The sequence below is a fragment of the Blastococcus sp. TML/C7B genome, from assembly GCF_016612845.1.
In the GTDB taxonomy this organism is placed as follows: domain Bacteria; phylum Actinomycetota; class Actinomycetes; order Mycobacteriales; family Geodermatophilaceae; genus Blastococcus.
This window is the reverse complement of record NZ_JAEOAA010000001.1, coordinates 2647730-2664137: the sequence shown is the minus strand read 5'-3', so window position 1 is coordinate 2664137 and position 16408 is coordinate 2647730. Positions and strand designations below refer to the sequence as shown.

The 16408-nt window shown below is 73.8% G+C and carries 14 protein-coding genes; 7 read left to right on the top strand and 7 right to left on the bottom strand.

The window, feature by feature from the left end; translation table 11 throughout:
* Nucleotides 1-5 precede the first annotated feature (5 nt).
* On the top strand, nt 6-743 hold the full coding sequence (locus JKP76_RS12875) for a hypothetical protein (RefSeq protein WP_200491163.1): 738 nt from the start codon (nt 6-8) through the stop codon (nt 741-743).
* A 43-nt stretch (nt 744-786) separates the two neighbouring features.
* Nucleotides 787-2235, top strand: a complete 1449-nt coding sequence (gene argG / locus JKP76_RS12870; protein ID WP_200491162.1) for an argininosuccinate synthase — start codon at nt 787-789, stop codon at nt 2233-2235.
* Nucleotides 2236-2256: 21 nt separating this feature from the next.
* On the opposite strand, the gene JKP76_RS12865 is transcribed toward argG, so the two are convergent.
* The 3 genes from JKP76_RS12865 to fabG are packed head-to-tail and all read right to left on the bottom strand — an operon-like array spanning nt 2257 to nt 4939.
* On the bottom strand, nt 2257-3399 hold the full coding sequence (locus JKP76_RS12865; RefSeq protein WP_200491161.1) for a ferrochelatase: 1143 nt from the start codon (nt 3397-3399) through the stop codon (nt 2257-2259).
* A 50-nt stretch (nt 3400-3449) separates the two neighbouring features.
* The gene (gene fabI / locus JKP76_RS12860; protein ID WP_200491160.1) at nt 3450-4226 is read right to left on the bottom strand and encodes an enoyl-ACP reductase FabI; all 777 of its coding nucleotides are present in this window, start codon (nt 4224-4226) and stop codon (nt 3450-3452) included.
* Complete coding sequence (fabG, locus tag JKP76_RS12855) at nt 4226-4939, bottom strand: beta-ketoacyl-ACP reductase (protein ID WP_200491159.1); 714 nt, start codon at nt 4937-4939, stop codon at nt 4226-4228. Before fabG ends, fabI begins: the two co-directional genes overlap by 1 nt.
* Nucleotides 4940-5111: 172 nt before the next feature.
* Between fabG and JKP76_RS12850 the strand changes: the two genes are divergently transcribed.
* Complete coding sequence (locus tag JKP76_RS12850) at nt 5112-6437, top strand: PP2C family protein-serine/threonine phosphatase (RefSeq protein WP_200491158.1); 1326 nt, start codon at nt 5112-5114, stop codon at nt 6435-6437.
* Nucleotides 6438-6603: 166 nt separating this feature from the next.
* On the top strand, nt 6604-7074 hold the full coding sequence (locus JKP76_RS12845; RefSeq protein WP_200491157.1) for an ATP-binding protein: 471 nt from the start codon (nt 6604-6606) through the stop codon (nt 7072-7074).
* Between the two features lie 28 nt (nt 7075-7102).
* Here JKP76_RS12845 and JKP76_RS12840 read toward each other — a convergent pair whose 3' ends face one another.
* Nucleotides 7103-7507 carry a hypothetical protein gene (locus JKP76_RS12840; protein ID WP_200491156.1) on the bottom strand — a complete coding sequence of 135 codons (405 nt, stop codon included), beginning with the start codon at nt 7505-7507 and terminating at the stop codon, nt 7103-7105.
* A gap of 73 nt (nt 7508-7580) precedes the next feature.
* On the opposite strand from JKP76_RS12840, the gene JKP76_RS12835 reads away from it, so the two are divergent.
* On the top strand, nt 7581-8384 hold the full coding sequence (locus JKP76_RS12835; RefSeq protein WP_200491155.1) for a crotonase/enoyl-CoA hydratase family protein: 804 nt from the start codon (nt 7581-7583) through the stop codon (nt 8382-8384).
* 49 nt (nt 8385-8433) lie between these two features.
* Here JKP76_RS12835 and JKP76_RS12830 read toward each other — a convergent pair whose 3' ends face one another.
* Both JKP76_RS12830 and icmF read right to left on the bottom strand, forming a co-directional pair.
* Nucleotides 8434-9225: a helical backbone metal receptor gene (locus tag JKP76_RS12830; RefSeq protein ID WP_200491154.1), complete on the bottom strand. Its 792-nt coding sequence runs from the start codon at nt 9223-9225 to the stop codon at nt 8434-8436.
* On the bottom strand, nt 9222-12443 hold the full coding sequence (gene icmF, locus JKP76_RS12825) for a fused isobutyryl-CoA mutase/GTPase IcmF (protein ID WP_200491153.1): 3222 nt from the start codon (nt 12441-12443) through the stop codon (nt 9222-9224). The genes JKP76_RS12830 and icmF overlap by 4 nt, the downstream gene beginning before the upstream one ends.
* A gap of 148 nt (nt 12444-12591) precedes the next feature.
* Between icmF and JKP76_RS12820 the strand changes: the two genes are divergently transcribed.
* Nucleotides 12592-14094 carry an NAD(P)/FAD-dependent oxidoreductase gene (locus JKP76_RS12820; RefSeq protein WP_200491152.1) on the top strand — a complete coding sequence of 501 codons (1503 nt, stop codon included), beginning with the start codon at nt 12592-12594 and terminating at the stop codon, nt 14092-14094.
* 40 nt (nt 14095-14134) lie between these two features.
* A complete protein-coding gene (locus JKP76_RS12815; protein ID WP_200491151.1) occupies nt 14135-15067 on the top strand; it encodes an alpha/beta hydrolase in 933 nt (310 codons plus the stop codon).
* Nucleotides 15068-15133: 66 nt separating this feature from the next.
* On the opposite strand, the gene JKP76_RS21065 is transcribed toward JKP76_RS12815, so the two are convergent.
* Entirely contained in the window at nt 15134-16381 is a 1248-nt protein-coding gene (locus tag JKP76_RS21065; protein ID WP_309229756.1) for an FAD-dependent oxidoreductase, read from the bottom strand.
* Nucleotides 16382-16408: the final 27 nt, after the last annotated feature.

The following is a 16408-nucleotide window of genomic DNA, read 5'->3' as shown; positions in this document are numbered from 1 at the left end:
GCCCGGTGCACGACTTCCCCGCCGGTCGGTTCGCGGCGTGGGCCACCGCCTGGCTCACCGGACGCACCTCCTACGACGAGACCCTCGACGCCGTCACCGGCGACGCCGCGCACCGCGTGACCGGGCTGCCGGGCACCGACGGCGCCGTGCCGCTGGGCTCGGCGCTCAGCGCGCTGCGCGGCCTGGGCGAGCGCCGGCTGCGCCTGGTGCTCCCCGCACCCGGGGACGTCCGCGGCCTGCCCGCGGTGCCCGGCCTGGCCGCCCTCGCCCTGGAGGCCGGGCAGGCCGCCGTCGGCGAGCGGCTGGTGCTCGTGCCCGAGCCGCTGGGCTCGGAGGTGCTCGGGTGGACGGCGTTCGTCCTGGACGGGGTCGCACCCCCGCCGCCACCGGTGGAGGGCACGCTGCGCGCCGCGGCCGGCCAGCTGGACCTGGCGATCACCGGGTCGGCGCGCACGCTGGCCGAGCTCGACCTGGCCCGCTGGCACCCCGAGGTGCCCGAGCTGCTGGCCGGGCTGGCCCGCCCGGGGGCCGCTCCCGGCCTCCCGGACGACCACGACCCGCTGGCCCTGGCCATCCTGGGCCGCGCGGTGCGGGTGGCCGCCGTCCTCGACCTGGCCATGGCCGATGCCCCCGGCGGGGCGGTCAACCAGGCGCAGGCCGCCCGCCGCGACGCCGTCCTCCGGCCGCTGTCCGGCGCCGTCCGCGAGGCGGTGACGGCGGCCTACAACGCGCTGCCGCGCTGACCCGGTGCTGCATGATCATGCAGCCCTGTGCATACTTGTGCCCGTGTCCAAGGTCCTCACCTCTCTCCCGGTCGGCGAACGCGTCGGCATCGCGTTCTCCGGTGGTCTCGACACGTCGGTGGCGGTCGCGTGGATGCGCGACAAGGGCGCGGTGCCCTGCACCTACACGGCCGACATCGGCCAGTACGACGAGCCGGACATCGAGTCGGTGCCCGACCGCGCCGCGGCCTACGGCGCCGAGATCGCCCGCCTGGTCGACTGCCGCGCCGCGCTGGTCGAGGAGGGCCTGGCCGCGCTGACCTGCGGCGCCTTCCACATCCGCTCCGGCGGGCGCAACTACTTCAACACCACGCCGCTGGGCCGCGCCGTCACCGGCACGCTGCTGGTCCGCGCGATGCTCGAGGACGACGTCCAGATCTGGGGCGACGGCTCGACCTACAAGGGCAACGACATCGAGCGGTTCTACCGCTACGGCCTGCTGGCCAACCCAGGGCTGCGGATCTACAAGCCGTGGCTCGACGCCGACTTCGTCACCGAGCTCGGCGGGCGCAAGGAGATGTCGGAGTGGCTGGTCGCCCACGACCTGCCCTACCGCGACAGCACGGAGAAGGCGTACTCGACCGACGCCAACATCTGGGGTGCCACGCACGAGGCGAAGACCCTCGAGCACCTGGACACCGGCCTGGAGACCGTCGAGCCGATCATGGGCGTCCGGTTCTGGGACGAGTCGGTGGAGATCGCCCCGGAGACGGTGACCATCGGCTTCGAGCAGGGCCGCCCCGTGACCATCGACGGCCAGGAGTTCGCCTCCGCCGTCGACCTGGTGATGGCGGCCAACGCCATCGGCGGCCGGCACGGCCTGGGCATGTCCGACCAGATCGAGAACCGGATCATCGAGGCCAAGAGCCGGGGCATCTACGAGGCGCCCGGCATGGCGCTGCTCCACATCGCCTACGAGCGGCTGGTCAACGCCATCCACAACGAGGACACCCTGGCGACCTACCACTCAGAGGGCCGCCGCCTGGGCCGGCTCATGTACGAGGGCCGCTGGCTGGACCCCCAGGCGCTCATGCTCAGGGAGTCGCTGCAGCGCTGGGTGGGCATGGCCGTCACCGGCGAGGTGACCATCCGGCTGCGCCGCGGCGAGGACTACTCGATCGTCGACACCAGCGGCCCGTCGTTCAGCTACCACCCGGACAAGCTGTCGATGGAGCGCACGTCGGACTCCGCCTTCGGCCCGGTCGACCGGATCGGCCAGCTGACGATGCGCAACCTCGACATCGCCGACTCCCGCGCGCGGCTCGAGCAGTACGCCCGGATCGGCATGGTCGGCGGCTCGGTGCAGGCGGCGATCGGCGCCGCGCAGGCGGCCTCGACCGGCCTCATCGACGCCTCCGTCCAGGGCGGCGCGGAGACGATCGCCTCCCGCGGCCGGGTATCCGAGCTCGACGAGGCGCTCGACCGCGCGGCGATGGAGTCCGGCACCGACTGACGCCGACCCCCTCGCGATCGGTCAGCTGGTGGGGCGCGGCCTCGGCGGCACGAAACAGCAGTTCGCGGGGCAGTTGGTGCCCAGGCGGGGCTCTCCCCCGGCGCGGCGCTCGGCGAGCAGCTGCACCAGCGCGTCGACGAACGCCGGGTGGGTGCCCGCCGTCGCGGCGCGGGCGAACGCCAGCCCCAGCTCCTCGGCGGTCTCCTTCGCCTCGTTGTCGAGGTCCCAGATCACCTCGAGGTGGTCGCTGACGAACCCGACCGGGAAGAGCACGACAGCCTGCTCGCCCGCGGCGGCCAGCGCCTTCAGGTGGTCGTTGACGTCCGGCTCGAGCCACGGCACCGAGGGCGGGCCGCTGCGGCTCTGCCAGACCAGGTCGAACGCCCGGCCGGGAGCGACCAGGTCCACGACCTGCCGGGCGGCGGCCTCCAGCTCGGCCTCGTAGGCGTGCCCCTGCGGGCCGGCGACGGCGGCCATCGAGTCGGGGATGCTGTGCGCGGTGGCGACCAGCCGGGCGCCCTCGCGGAGCTCCTCGGGCAGCTCGGCCAGCGCCGCGGCCAGCGCGTCGGCGTTGGCCCGCAGGAAGCCCTCGGCGTCGAAGTAGTGCGGCAGCTTCTCCGCCGTCGGGCCGCCGGGCGCCGAGGCGTCGCCGGTCATCGCGGCGCGGGCCCGGGCGATGTCCTCGTGGTACTGCCGGCAGCCGGAGAACGACGCGTAGGCCGACGTCGCCAGGACGTAGGCGTGCTGGATGCCGTCGTCGGCCATCTGCTGCCAGACGTCCTCGACGTAGGGCGCCCAGTTCCGGTTGCCCCAGTACACCGGCAGCGTGACGCCGGCGGAGCGGAGCGCACCCTGCAGCGCGCCGATCAGCGCCTTGTTCTGGTCGTTGATCGGGCTCACGCCGCCGAAGTGGTGGTAGTGCTCGGCCACCTCCTCGAGCCGCTCGCGGGGGATGCCGCGGCCGCGGGTGACGTTCTCGAGGAACGGCATGACGTCGTCGTGGCCCTCGGGCCCGCCGAACGAGAGCAGCAGCAGCGCGTCCCGGCGACCCTCCGGAGCGGGGGCAGCGGAGGGCTCGACGCCGCCGTTGTTGCGGACGGCCAGGGACGGCTCCTGGTCGGGACGCTGACCGGCAGGGGTGATGTCGACGATGGCGCGGGGCACGTGGGTTCTTTCCGGTTGCGGGGCGGTGCTGGATGCAGGGGTCGGGGACGTCACACGCCGACGGCGTGGAACCCGCCGTCGACGTGGACGATCTCGCCGGTGGTGGCGGGGAACCAGTCCGAGAGCAGGGCGACGACGGCCTTGCCGGCGGGCTCGGTGTCGGTGACCGACCAGCCCAGCGGCGCCCGGCCCTCCCAGGCCTCCTCGAACTGCGCGCTGCCGGGGATCGACTTCATCGCCATGCTGCGCAGCGGCCCGGCCGCCACGATGTTGGACCGGACGCCGTCGGGGCCCAGCTCGCGGGCGACGTACCGGCTGGTCGACTCCAGCGCCGCCTTGGCCGCGCCCATCCAGCCGTAGACCGGCCAGGCGACGGAGGCGTCGAAGGTCAGCCCGACCACCGACGAGGGGTTGGCCAGCAGCGGCCGGCACGCCTGGGTGAGCGAGGCGTAGGACCAGGCGGACACCTGGAACGCCGTGGCGGCGTGCTCCCAGGCGACCTCCGGGAAGCCCTCCCCCATCGCCTCCTGCGGCGCGAAGCCGATGGAGTGGACGACGCCGTCGAGGGAGTCGAAGCCCTGCTCCCGCAGCCGGTCGGCGAGCGAGCCCAGGTGCTCGGTGTCGGTCACGTCGAGCTCGACGACGGCGGCCTCCTGGGGCAGCCGCTTCGCGATCCGCTGGCACAGCGACAGCGCGCGGCCGAAGTTCGACAGGACGACGGTGGCGCCCTGCTCCTGCGCGAGGCGCGCCGTCGCGAAGGCGATCGACGCCTCGGTCAGCACGCCGGTGACGAGGACCTTCTTGCCCTCGAGAATGCCGCCGCTCATCAGTGCCCCATCCCCAGTCCGCCGTCGACCGGGACGACCGCCCCGGTGATGTAGCCGGCCGCGTCGCCGGCGAGGAAGCGCACGACGCCGGCGACCTCCTCCGCCGAGGCGTACCGCCCCAGCGGCACCTGCCCCAGGATCTCCTTCTGCCGGGCCTCCGGCAGCGCCGCGGTCATGTCCGTGGTCACGAAGCCGGGCGCCACGACGTTGGCCGTGATGCCCCGGCTGCCGAGCTCGCGGGCGATCGACCGCGCCAGGCCGACCAGGCCCGACTTCGACGCCGCGTAGTTGGTCTGCCCGGCCGACCCGAGCAGGCCGACGACGGAGGACACGAAGATCATCCGCCCGGCGCGGGCGCGCACCATCTTGGCGCTGGCCCGCTTGGCCACCCGGTAGGCGGCGGTCAGGTTGGCGTCGAGGACGTCGGCGAAGTCCTCCTCCTTCATCCGCATGAGCAGGCCGTCGCGGGTGATACCGGCGTTGCTGACCAGCACCTCCACCGGGCCCTGGTGCTCCTCGACCTCGGTGAAGGCGCGGTCGACGTCCTCGCTGCTGGTGACGTCGCACTGCACGCCGAACAGCCCGTCGGGAGCGCCGCTGCCGCGGTGGGTCACCGCGACGGAGTCGCCCTGCTCGGCGAAGGCCCGGGCGATCGCCAGCCCGATGCCGCGGTTGCCGCCGGTCACCAGCACCGATCTGCCGCTCGAAACCACCGCGCCACTCCCCTGCCGACGTCGACGTCCTGCGTCGAACCTATCCCGTGGCCGGATCCGGTACCGCCTACCGACCGGTAGGACCCGCCGCCCCCACGTGCTTGCCAAACCGCGGTCGGCCGAGGAAGAGTCACTCCGTCGCGGCATCGCGGCCACACGCAGTGGGCGAGGGATGACGCAGCACGACGCAGGTTCGACGTACACACGGGGCGCAGCCGAGGGAACCCTCACCGGGGTCGGCTTCACCGATCCGGACGGGCGGTCCCGCGCGGAGAGCCTCGGCGAGCGCATCCTGGGCTCGCTGCTCGATCGCGCCCACCTGATGCCGCCCCGGCTGGTCGGCCCGCTGGTCGCGCAGGAGATCGAGGCCATGGGCGGCAGCGACGTGGCGATCTGGCTGCAGGACTTCGAGCACTCCGTGCTCCGCCCCCTGCAAGGCGCCGGCCTCGGCGGTGACCCCGAGCCGATCGACGGCAGCATGGCGGGGGCGGCGTTCCGCACCGACAGCCCGTGCGAGGTGCGCCAGGCCGACGGGACGGTCCGCCTGTACGTCCCGATGCTGGACGGCTCCGACCGCGTCGGCGTCCTCGGCCTCACCCTGCCCCGGGTCGACGACAACGACCGCCGGCTGGCCCAGCGGATCGCCGGCCTCACCGCCGACCTCGTGGTGACGAAGTCCGGGTACACGGACACCTTCGCCCGCACCCGCATGTCCTCGCCGATGAGCCTGTCGGCGCACCTGCAGTGGCAGATGCTGCCGCCGCTGGTCATGACCACGCCGGACCTCGCGCTCGCCGGCGCCCTCGAGCCGGCCTACGACGTCGGCGGGGACAGCTTCGACTACGCCCTCGACGAGCGCACGCTGCACCTGGCCGTCTTCGACGCCATGGGCCACGGCGTGGAGGCGGCCACCATGGCCACCCTGCTCATCGCCGCCTACCGGCACGGCCGGGTGAACGGCAGCGACCTGCGGGACATGTACGCCGAGATGGACTCGGTCCTCGGCTCCTCCTTCCCCGGGCGGTTCGCCACGGCGCTGATCGGCCGGCTCGAGACCGGTACCGGCCGGCTGACCTGGATCAACGCCGGCCACCCGCCGGGCCTGCTGATCCGCGGTGGTCGGGTGGTCCGGGAGCTGACCGGCCGGGTCAGCCGGCCCGTCGGGTTCGGCGACGCCGAGCCGCACCTCCACTCGATCACCCTGGAGCCGCACGACCGGCTGCTCTTCTTCACCGACGGCGTGGTCGAGGAGCGCCTCGACGACGGCGCCCAGTTCGGCGAGCAACGGCTGCGCGAGTTCATCGAGGCCAACGCCGTCCACCGGCTCCCGCCGGCGGAGACGGTGCGGCTGCTGTCGCAGTCCCTCCTGCAGGGGCGCGGCGGCCGCACGTCCGACGACGCCTCGCTGCTCATGATCGAGTGGTCCGGTCCCCCGCGTGACGACGAACTGGCCCGCGGCGTCGTCCGGGCGGTCCCGACCGGCACGGTTCTCGACTGAGCGACCGGAACCGACCGGTCCGACGTGCGGCCGGGTGCGCGGGCTGCTTTCGTGGGGCCGCCGCACCGAGTTCCTGCTCGATCCGAACCACGCCGCCCGCTCCCCCGGGCCACGACCGAGAGCAGCGCACTCACCGTGACCCCTGTCGACGCCCGCCGTCCCGCCCGTGGCTGAGCCCGTCGAGCCCTCCGTCACCGCGGCCGCACCGCTGGCGTCGCTGGCCTGGGGCCAGGAGCCCCTGCCGCACGCCCACGACTGCTGGACGTGGGAGCTCGGCACCCTGCGCGACGTGACCCGCGCCCGCTCGGCGGTGCGGCAGCGGCTCGCGGCCGAACTCCCGGACGGCCGCTCGGACGAGGAGTCGGTCGAGCGCATGATCCTGGCCCTCGACGAGCTGGCGTCGAACGGGCTCCGCCACGGTCGGCAGCCGGTGGTGCTGCGCGTGTGCCCCCTCCCCGAGCACTGGCTCGTGGACGTCACCGACGCCGCTCGGGCCGTGCCCCCCACCCCGGACCCCGGTCGAGCCGAGGGGCTGGGCGGGTACGGGCTGTTCATGATCGCCGCCTACGCCACCGCCTACGGCTGGGTGCCCGAGCCGCACTGCAAGCACGTGTGGGCCCTGTTCCCGCGGCGCTGAACTCCGGCCCGCGCCGACCAGCGGCCGTTCAGCGGCGACGCAGGTCGCGGCGGGACCAGCCGCCGCCGAACAGCGCCAGGAGCACGAGCACCGGCTGGAAGAACAGCCGGACCAGGCGCTTGGTGTCGGTGTCCAGGCCGAACGCGTCGGTGCCCTCCAGGTACTGGCCGACGTTGCCCGGGAAGATCACCACGAAGAACGCGGCGAGCAGCGCGCCGACGAACCGCTTCCTCCGCGGCAGCGCCACGAAGGACGCACCGAGCGCGATCTCGGCGACGCCGGAGCCCAGCACGGTGAGGTCCTCGTCGATCGGGAACCAGCCGGGCACCTGCGCCTGGAACTCCTGGCGCTGGGTGGTCAGGTGCAGCACCCCGGCGCCGACCATGGCGCCTCCGAGCAGCAGGCGGGCGGCGGTGCGCGCAGCGGAGGCCATGCGCGCACCCTAGGCGGGCCGGTCTGCGACCCGCTCGTTGACAGCCACCTCCCGCCGCCCGTAGACAGCCGGCATGGCGAATGAGGATGCATCCCGCGTAGCGCTCGACGTGACCGACGGCGTGGCGACCGTCCGGCTGGACCGGCCCGAGAAGATGAACGCCCTGGACCCGGCGATGTTCGAGGCGATCCTGGCCACCGGCCGCGAGCTCATGACCCGCGACGACGTCGGCGCGGTCGTCCTGCACGGCGCCGGGCGGGCGTTCTGCGCCGGCCTGGACTTCGGCTCCTTCGCCGCGATGGCCGACCGCGGCCAGGCCGACGGCGAGCGGCGGGCTCCCGAGCCGCGCGAGCCGCTGGGCGCGGCAGGCGCGCTGGCCCAGCAGGTCGTGCACGTGTGGTCGCTGGTGCCCGCGCCGGTCATCGCCGCGGTGCACGGCGTCGCCTTCGGCGGCGGCCTGCAGATCGCCCTGGGCGCCGACATCCGGCTGGTCGCCCCGGACACGCAGCTCTCGCTCATGGAGATCCAGTGGGGCATCTGCCCCGACATGTGCGGCACCCAGCTGCTGCCCGAGCTGGTCGGCCGCGACGTCGCCAAGGAACTGGCGCTGACCGGGCGGAAGATCTCCGGCACGGAGGCGGCCCGCATCGGCATGGCCACCCGCGAGGAGGCCGACCCGCTGGCCGCCGCGCAGGCCCTGGCCGCCGAGATCGCCGGGCACAGCAGGAACGCGACCCGCGCGATCAAGCGACTGGTCGACCTCGCCGGGCGGGTGCCGCTGGCCGAGGGGCTGGCCGCCGAGCAGACCGAGATCGGCAAGCTGATCGGCTCGCCGGAGCAGGCCGCCGTCGTCCGCGCCCGGCTGGCCAAGCGCTGAACCGGGTTGCCCAGCGCTGGACCGGGTCGCCCAGCGCTGGACCGATCGCTCAGCCGCGCACCGTGGCGAGCAGCCGCTCGCGCGCCGTCGCCAGGGACGGGCCGTACCAGGTGAGGTCGCGCCCGGAGACCAGGACGGACCGGAGTCCAGGGAAGGCCTCCGGTCCGTCGTCGGCGGTGAACACGTAGGGCTCGTCCGGCAGGAGCACGAGGTCGAGGTCGGCGCCGCGCAGCTCGTCGACCTCGACCCGCGGGTAGCGCTCCCCGCCGTCCGCGAAGGGGGTGCGCAGGCCGAGCCGGGCGAGCAGGTCGGCGGCGAACGTCCGCCCGCCGACCACCATCCACGGATCGCGCCAGATCGGGACGGCGACCCGCAGCTCCGGCCCGGGCGCCGGCCGGGCCCACTCCGCGGCGGCGGTGCGCAGCCAGTCCGGTTCACCCGCGTCCAGCACCTCGCCGAACAGCCGGCGCATCGACGCCGGCGCCTCGTCGACCGACTCGATGACCGTCACCCACACCGGCACGCCCGCCGCCCGCAGCCGCTGCACGTCGAGCTGCCTGTTCTCCTCGCGGTTGGCGACGACGAGGTCCGGGGCGAGCGCTGTGATCGCCGCCCGGTCGGGGTTCTTGGTGCCGCGGACCCGTGCCACGTCGAGGCCGGCCGGGTGCGTGCACCAGTCGGTGGCGCCGACGAGCCGGTCGGGCACGGTGACCGCCAGCGCCTCGGTCAGCGACGGCACCAGCGAGACGATCCGCTGCGGCGGGCCCGCCAGCTCGACCGGCGTCCCGAGGTCGTCGACAGGGCAGAAATGGCCATTTCTGCCCTCGGGGGGCCGGGTCACACGTTGCGGCGGTACTGGCCGCCCACCTCGAAGAACGCCTCGGTGATCTGCCCCAGCGAGCAGACGCGCACGGTCTCCATGAGCTCGGCGAAGACGTTCCCGCCGTCCATGGCCACCTGCTGGAGGCGGGCCAGGGCCGCCGGCGCCTCGTCGGCGTGCGCGGCGTGGAAGGTGGCCAGCCGGTCCAGCTGCGAGCGCTTCTCCGCCTCGGTGGCGCGGGCGAGCTCCACCGGCGCGGGCGGCGCGTCACCGCGGTCGGGCGCCAGGAAGGTGTTGACGCCGACGATGGGCAGGCTGCCGTCGTGCTTGCGGTGCTCGTAGAGCATCGACTCGTCCTGGATGCGGCCGCGCTGGTAGCCGGTCTCCATGGCCCCCAGCACGCCGCCGCGCTCGGCGATCCGGTCGAACTCGGCGAGCACGGCCTCCTCGACCAGCTCGGTGAGCTCCTCGATCACGAACGAGCCCTGCAGCGGGTTCTCGTTGCCGGCCAGCCCCCACTCGCGGTCGATGATCATCTGGATCGCCAGCGCCCGGCGCACCGACTGCTCCGACGGCGTCGTCACCGCCTCGTCGAAGGCGTTGGTGTGCAGGCTGTTGGCGTTGTCGTAGATCGCGCAGAGCGCCTGCAGCGTCGTCCGGATGTCGTTGAAGTCCATCTCCTGCGCGTGCAGCGACCGGCCCGACGTCTGCACGTGGTACTTCAGCTGCTGGGACCGCGCGTTCGCCCCGTACCGCTCGCGCATCGCGACCGCCCAGATGCGGCGGGCCACCCGGCCGATCACCGAGTACTCGGCGTCCATGCCGTTGGAGAAGAAGAACGACAGGTTGGGCGCGAAGTCGTCGATCGACATCCCGCGGGCCAGGTAGCTCTCCACGTAGGTGAAGCCGTTGGCGAGGGTGAACGCGAGCTGGCTGATGGGGTTCGCCCCGGCCTCGGCGATGTGGTAGCCGGAGATCGACACCGAGTAGAAGTTCCGGACGCCGTGGTCGATGAACCACTGCTGGATGTCGCCCATGGCGCGCAGCGCGAACTCGGTGGAGAAGATGCAGGTGTTCTGCCCCTGGTCCTCCTTGAGGATGTCGGCCTGCACGGTGCCGCGGACGTTCGCCAGCACCCAGGCGCGCAGCTCCTCGGCCTCCGCCGCGTCGGGCTCGCGGCCCTCCTCGGCGCGGAAGGCGGCCAGCCGCTGGTCGATCGCGGTGTTGAGGAACATCGCCAGGATCGTCGGCGCCGGACCGTTGATGGTCATCGACACCGAGGTGGTGGGCGAGCACAGGTCGAAGCCGTCGTAGAGGACCCGCATGTCCTCGAGCGTGGCGATGGAGACCCCGGAGGTGCCGACCTTGCCGTAGATGTCCGGCCGCGGATCGGGGTCGCGGCCGTAGAGCGTCACCGAGTCGAACGCCGTGGAGAGCCGGGTCGCCTCGTTGCCCGCCGACAGGAGCCGGAACCGCCGGTTGGTGCGCAACGGGTCGCCCTCGCCGGCGAACATCCGGGCCGGCGCCTCGCCGGAGCGCTTGAACGGGAAGACGCCGGCGGTGAACGGGAACGCGCCCGGCAGGTTCTCCGCCCGCAGGAAGCGCAGCAGCTCGGCGTCGTCCTGCGTGCGCGGCAGGGACACCCGGCGGACGGCGGTGCCCGAGAGGGTGGTGCGGGTCAGCGGGGTGCGGTGCTCGGTGCCGCGGACGGAGTAGCCGTACTCCTCCCCCGAGTACGCCTCGACCGTGGCCGGCCAGCCCTCGAGCAGTGCCCGGACGTCGGGCAGCAGCTCGGCGGCGGCCGCCTCGGCCGCGGCACGGGCGGCGTCGGCGGCGGCCCCCTCGAGGACCTCGGCGGCCGTGGTCAGGTGCTGACGGCGGCGGGCGACGTCGGCCTGCGCGGCCGTCGCCGCGTGGTAGCCGCGCACGGCCTCGCTGATCTCGGCCAGGTACCGCGCCCGCTGCGCCGGGACGACGCTGGTCAGCCCGGTCGAGGCCATGACGTCGACCCGGGGCAGCGCGCCGGGGCCGGCGGCCAGACCCGCCTCGGCGAGCAGGCCCAGCAGGTGCTGGTACAGGGCGGTCACGCCGTCGTCGTTGAACCGCGCGGCGCTCGTGCCGTAGACCGGCATCTGCTCCCAGGGCACCCCGAACGCCTCGCGGTTGCGCACCAGCTGGCGGGCGACGTCCCGGCGGGCGTCCTCGGCGCCGCGCCGCTCGAACTTGTTGATCGCCACGACGTCGGCGAAGTCGAGCATGTCGATCTTCTCCAGCTGCGAGGCGGCGCCGAACTCCGGCGTCATCACGTACAGCGAGACGTCGCTGAAAGGCACGATCGCGGCGTCGCCCTGGCCGATGCCCGGGGTCTCCACGACCACCAGGTCGTAGCCGGCCGCCCGCACCGCGGCGAGGACGTCGTCGAGGTGCTCGGGCACCTGCGCGCCGGCGCTGCGGGTGGCCATCGAGCGGAAGAAGGTGCGGTGCCCGTCGCCGGACTCGAGAGCGTTCATCCGGATCCGGTCGCCGAGCAGCGCCCCGCCGCCGCGCCGCCGGGTGGGGTCGATGGCGAGGACGGCGACGCGGAGCTTGTCCTCCTGATCCAGCCGCAGCCGGCGCAGCAGCTCGTCGGTGAGCGAGGACTTCCCCGACCCGCCGGTCCCGGTGATGCCGAGGACGGGCACCCGGCGCCGGCCGGCCGCCGCCCGGAGCCGCTCGGCGAGCTCCGGCGAGCGGCCGCTCTGCAGGACGGTGACGGCCCGCGCCAGCGCGGCCGGGTCGCCGGCCAGCACGGCGTCGACGTCCGGGCCCTCGGCGGCGAGGTCGACGTCGCAGGCGCGGACCAGCTCGTTGATCATGCCCGGCAGCCCGAGCCGCTGGCCGTCCTCGGGCGCGAAGATCGTGACGCCCCGCTCGCGCAGCGCGGCGATCTCCTCCGGGACGATGACGCCGCCGCCGCCGCCGAAGACCTGCACGTGCCCGGCGCCGGCCTCGGCCAGCCGGTCGACGAGGTAGCCGAAGTACTCGACGTGACCGCCCTGGTAGGACGAGATCGCGACGCCCTGGACGTCCTCCTCGACGGCCGCTCGGACGACGGCGTCGACGCTGCGGTCGTGGCCGAGGTGCACGACCTCGGCCCCCTGCGCCTGCAGCATCCGCCGCATGATGTTGATCGACGCGTCGTGCCCGTCGAAGAGGCTGGCCGCGGTCACGAAGCGCACGGGGTGCGCGGGCTCGTGCATGCCCGCACCGTACGACCGGACCGCCGGGGCGTCCACGGATCGGATGGGTGCCCGCGACGGCCGCACAAACCAGAGCGACGTTCTAGCAATTCGACCTGGTCGTCGGTAGGTTCTGCGACGTACGTCACGCGCCTGCGAGGAGCACCCGATGACCACGATGCAGGCCCCCGCCGGCCGCACCAGCAGCACCGACGTCCAGCACGTGGACGTCCTGATCGTCGGGGCCGGCATCTCCGGCATCGGCGCCGCCTACCACCTCCAGCAGGAGCAGCCCGACCGCAGCTTCCTGATCCTGGACGCGCTCGACACCCGCGGCGGCACGTGGCGGACGCACCGCTACCCCGGCGCCCGCTCGGACAGCGACCTGTTCACCTTCGGCTACGGCTTCAAGCCGTGGCGCGGGCCCTCGATCGCCACCGCCGACGAGATCCTCACCTACCTCGACGAGGTCATCGAGGAGAACGACCTGGCCGGGAAGATCCGCTACCGGCACCGGGTCACCGCGGCGAGCTGGTCGTCGGAGGAGAAGCAGTACACCGTCGAGGTGACCCGCGAGGACACCGGCGAGCAGCTGCGCTTCACCACCGGCTTCCTCTGGATGTGCCAGGGCTACTACGACCACGACAAGCCGTTCCAGCCGCGCTGGGAGGGCATGGACGAGTTCCGCGGCCAGGTCGTGCACCCGCAGCACTGGCCCGAGGACCTCGACTACTCCGGCAAGCGCGTCGTCGTCATCGGCTCCGGCGCCACCGCCGCCACCCTCGTGCCCGCGATCGCCGCGGACGCCAAGCACGTGACGATGCTGCAGCGCTCGCCCACGTTCTTCATCTCCCGCCCCAAGGTCGCCGAGCTCGCCGCGACGCTGCGCGCGCTGGAGATCCCGGACGAGTGGACGCACGAGATCATGCGGCGCGCCTCGTTCGTGCAGGGCGAGGAGATCCACCGCATGTCCAAGGAGCAGCCCGACGCGCTGCGGGCGTTCCTCATCGACTCGATGCGCCCGCTGCTCCCCGAGGGCTTCGACATCGACAAGCACTTCAACCCGACCTACCGGCCGTGGCAGCAGCGCCTGGCCGCCGTCCCCGAGGGCGACCTGTTCACCGCCCTGCGCGAGGGCAACGCCTCGGTCGTCACCGACACCATCGAGCGGTTCACCCCGACCGGCATCCGGCTCGCCTCGGGCGAGGAGCTCGAGGCCGACATCGTCGTCACCGCCACCGGCTTCGACCTGTCGGTGTTCGGCAACGTCGCCTTCACCGTCGACGGCGCGCCGGTCGACTTCACCCAGCAGGTCACCTACCGCGGGCTGATGATCACCGGTGTGCCGAACATGGCCTACGTGTTCGGGTACTTCCGGGCCAGCTGGACCCTGCGCGCCGACCTGGTCAGCCAGTTCGTGTGCCGGCTGCTGGCCAAGATGGACGACCAGGGCACCCCGGTCGTCGTCCCGCAGCTGCGGCCGGAGGACGCCGACATGCCGCTGCTGGACTGGTCGGACCCGGAGAACTTCAACCCCGGCTACGTCATGCGCTCCCAGCACCGGATGTACAAGCGCGGCGACCGGGAGCCGTGGACGCACCACAAGGAGTACGCCGAGGAGCGGACGCTGCTGCCGACCGCCGACCTCGACGACGGCCTCGTCTACTCCTGACCCCGCTCGCCCCCACCCCCTCTCGCTGACAGGAGACCCCGTGCCGGTCGACCAGCACATCGCCGCACTGCTCGCCATGGCCCAGTCCTCGGACCTGCCCCCGATGTACGAGGGCCCGCCGGAGGCCGGCCGCGCGCAGTACCTGGCCATGACGACCGGCCTGCGCGGCCCCGAGCAGATCGTGCCCGTGGCGAGCACCGAGGACATCACCGTCCCCGGCGCCGAGGGCGACCTGCGGGCACGGGTCTACCGCCCCGAGGGCGACGGGCCGTTCCCGACGGTGATCTTCTTCCACGGCGGCGGCTGGGTCATCGGTGACCTCGAGACCCACGACAACATGGCCCGGCACATCTGCCGCGACTCCGCGGCCGTCGTCGTCTCGGTGGACTACCGGCTGGCCCCGGAGCACCCGTTCCCCGCCGCCGCGGACGACGCCGAGGTGTCGGCCCGCTGGATCGCGGCGAACCGGGCCCGCTTCGGCGGGGACGACCGGCTCGGCGTCGCCGGCGACAGCGCCGGCGGCAACCTGGCCGCCGTCGTCGCCCAGACGCTGCACGCCGAGGGGACGCCGGTCACCGCCCAGCTGCTCATCTACCCGGCGGTCGACGCCGCCGGGGAGTACGCCTCGCGGGTGGAGAACGCGAAGGGCTACTTCCTCGAGCAGCCGACCATGGACTGGTTCTACGGCCACTACGCCGGCGCCTGGGAGGACACCAAGGATCGCCGGCTGGCCCCGCTGCACGCCAACCTCACCGGGCAGCCGCCGGCCGTCGTCGTCACCGCGGAGTTCGACCCGCTGCGCGACGAGGGCGAGGCCTACGCCGAGGCGCTCCGGGCCGCCGGCGTGCCGGTCCAGCTGACGCGCTACGACGGCCTGATCCACGGCTTCTTCGACATGGGCTCGCTCTCCCCCGCCGCGCTCGCGGCCGTCGAGGAGACCTGCGGGAAGTTCCGGGCGCTGCTGCACGGCTGACCCGCACACGGACAACAGGAGCCCGGGGACAACGGCGTCCCCGGGCTCCTGTGCGTCTGCGCTGGGTCAGCGGGCGGGGGCGGCCGCCTGCTGCTTGGCCAGCAGCTCGCGCAGCGAGGCGACGAACTCCGCGAAGTCGGTGCCGCCGGCGGTCAGCGCGCGGCGGCTGGTGACCAGCGCCTTCGGCCAGTTGACGGTGACCGCGCCGATGAGCACGCCGTCGTCGTCGGAGTAGAGGACGGCGCCCTTCGCCGGGTCGACCGACAGGTCGCCGACGACCTCGTGCCGGGCGCCGCGGGTGGCGTGCCCGACGATCTGCAGCTTCCAGTCGTACTGGTCGCTCCACACGTACTCGAGCGGGCTGTAGGGCTGCAGGTCGTCGCCGTGCACGATGTTGTGCGCGACCGCGGCGCCCTGCTCGACGGCGTTGGTCCAGTGCTCGACGCGCACCTCGGCCGGGTAGCGCGGGTCCTGCCAGCGGGCGACGTCGCCGACGGCCCAGACGACGTCGGAGTCCACGGCGCGGCAGTACCGGTCGCAGACGACGCCGTTGTCGACCAGCAGGCCCGAGTCGGCGAGCCAGCCGTCGTTGGGCACCGCGCCGATGCCGACGAGCACGGTCGCTGCGCGCAGCTCCGAGCCGTCGGTCAGCCGGACGGTGAGGTCGCCGGCGGTGCCGTCGATGCCCTCGACGCCGACGCCGAAGCGGGTGTCCACGCCGTGCCGGCGGTGCAGCTCCTCCAGCGGCGTGCCGACCTCGGGACCGACGAGCCGCGCGAGCGGGGTGGCCAGCGGGTCGACGACGGTGACCGCGTGGCCGAGGGTGGCGATGGTCGCGGCCGCCTCGGCGCCGATGACCCCGCCGCCCACGACGACGACGGGGCCGCCGGCAGCCAGGTCGGCGCGCAGCCCCTCGACGTCGGCCAGGGTGCGGATGACGTGCACGCCGGACGCGGCCGGCCAGGGCGAGGGCCGGGCGGTCGCGCCGGTGGCGACGACGACGTGGTCGAAGTCGAGCGCGGTGCCGTCGGCCAGCAGCACCTGCCGCGCCGCGACGTCCAGCCGGACGGCGGCGACGCCGAGCCGCAGCTCGAGCTCCGCGGCCTCGGCCGCGCCGGGCGGGAGCAGGGCGAGCCGGTCGAGCTCCCACTCCCCCGCCAGGTACTGCTTGGACAGCGGCGGCTTGTCGTAGGGCGCCGCCGCCTCCTCCCCGACGACCACGATGCGGCCGGTGAACCCCTCGCGGCGAAGGGCCTGCGCGGTGCGCACCCCGCCGACCGAGGAGCCGACGACCACGACGGTCTGGTTGGACACGGATGGAACCCCTTGCTGATCGAGCGG

Excerpts from the sequence above, each read along its gene's own strand:
- JKP76_RS12835 (WP_200491155.1), top strand. The coding sequence starts at position 7,581 with ATGGCGAATGAGGATGCATCCCGCGTAGCGCTCGACGTGACCGACGGC.
- JKP76_RS12850 (WP_200491158.1), top strand. The coding sequence starts at position 5,112 with ATGACGCAGCACGACGCAGGTTCGACGTACACACGGGGCGCAGCCGAG.
- JKP76_RS12840 (WP_200491156.1), bottom strand. The coding sequence starts at position 7,507 with ATGGCCTCCGCTGCGCGCACCGCCGCCCGCCTGCTGCTCGGAGGCGCC.
- icmF (WP_200491153.1), bottom strand. The coding sequence starts at position 12,443 with ATGCACGAGCCCGCGCACCCCGTGCGCTTCGTGACCGCGGCCAGCCTC.
- fabI (WP_200491160.1), bottom strand. The coding sequence starts at position 4,226 with ATGAGCGGCGGCATTCTCGAGGGCAAGAAGGTCCTCGTCACCGGCGTG.
- JKP76_RS12820 (WP_200491152.1), top strand. The coding sequence starts at position 12,592 with ATGACCACGATGCAGGCCCCCGCCGGCCGCACCAGCAGCACCGACGTC.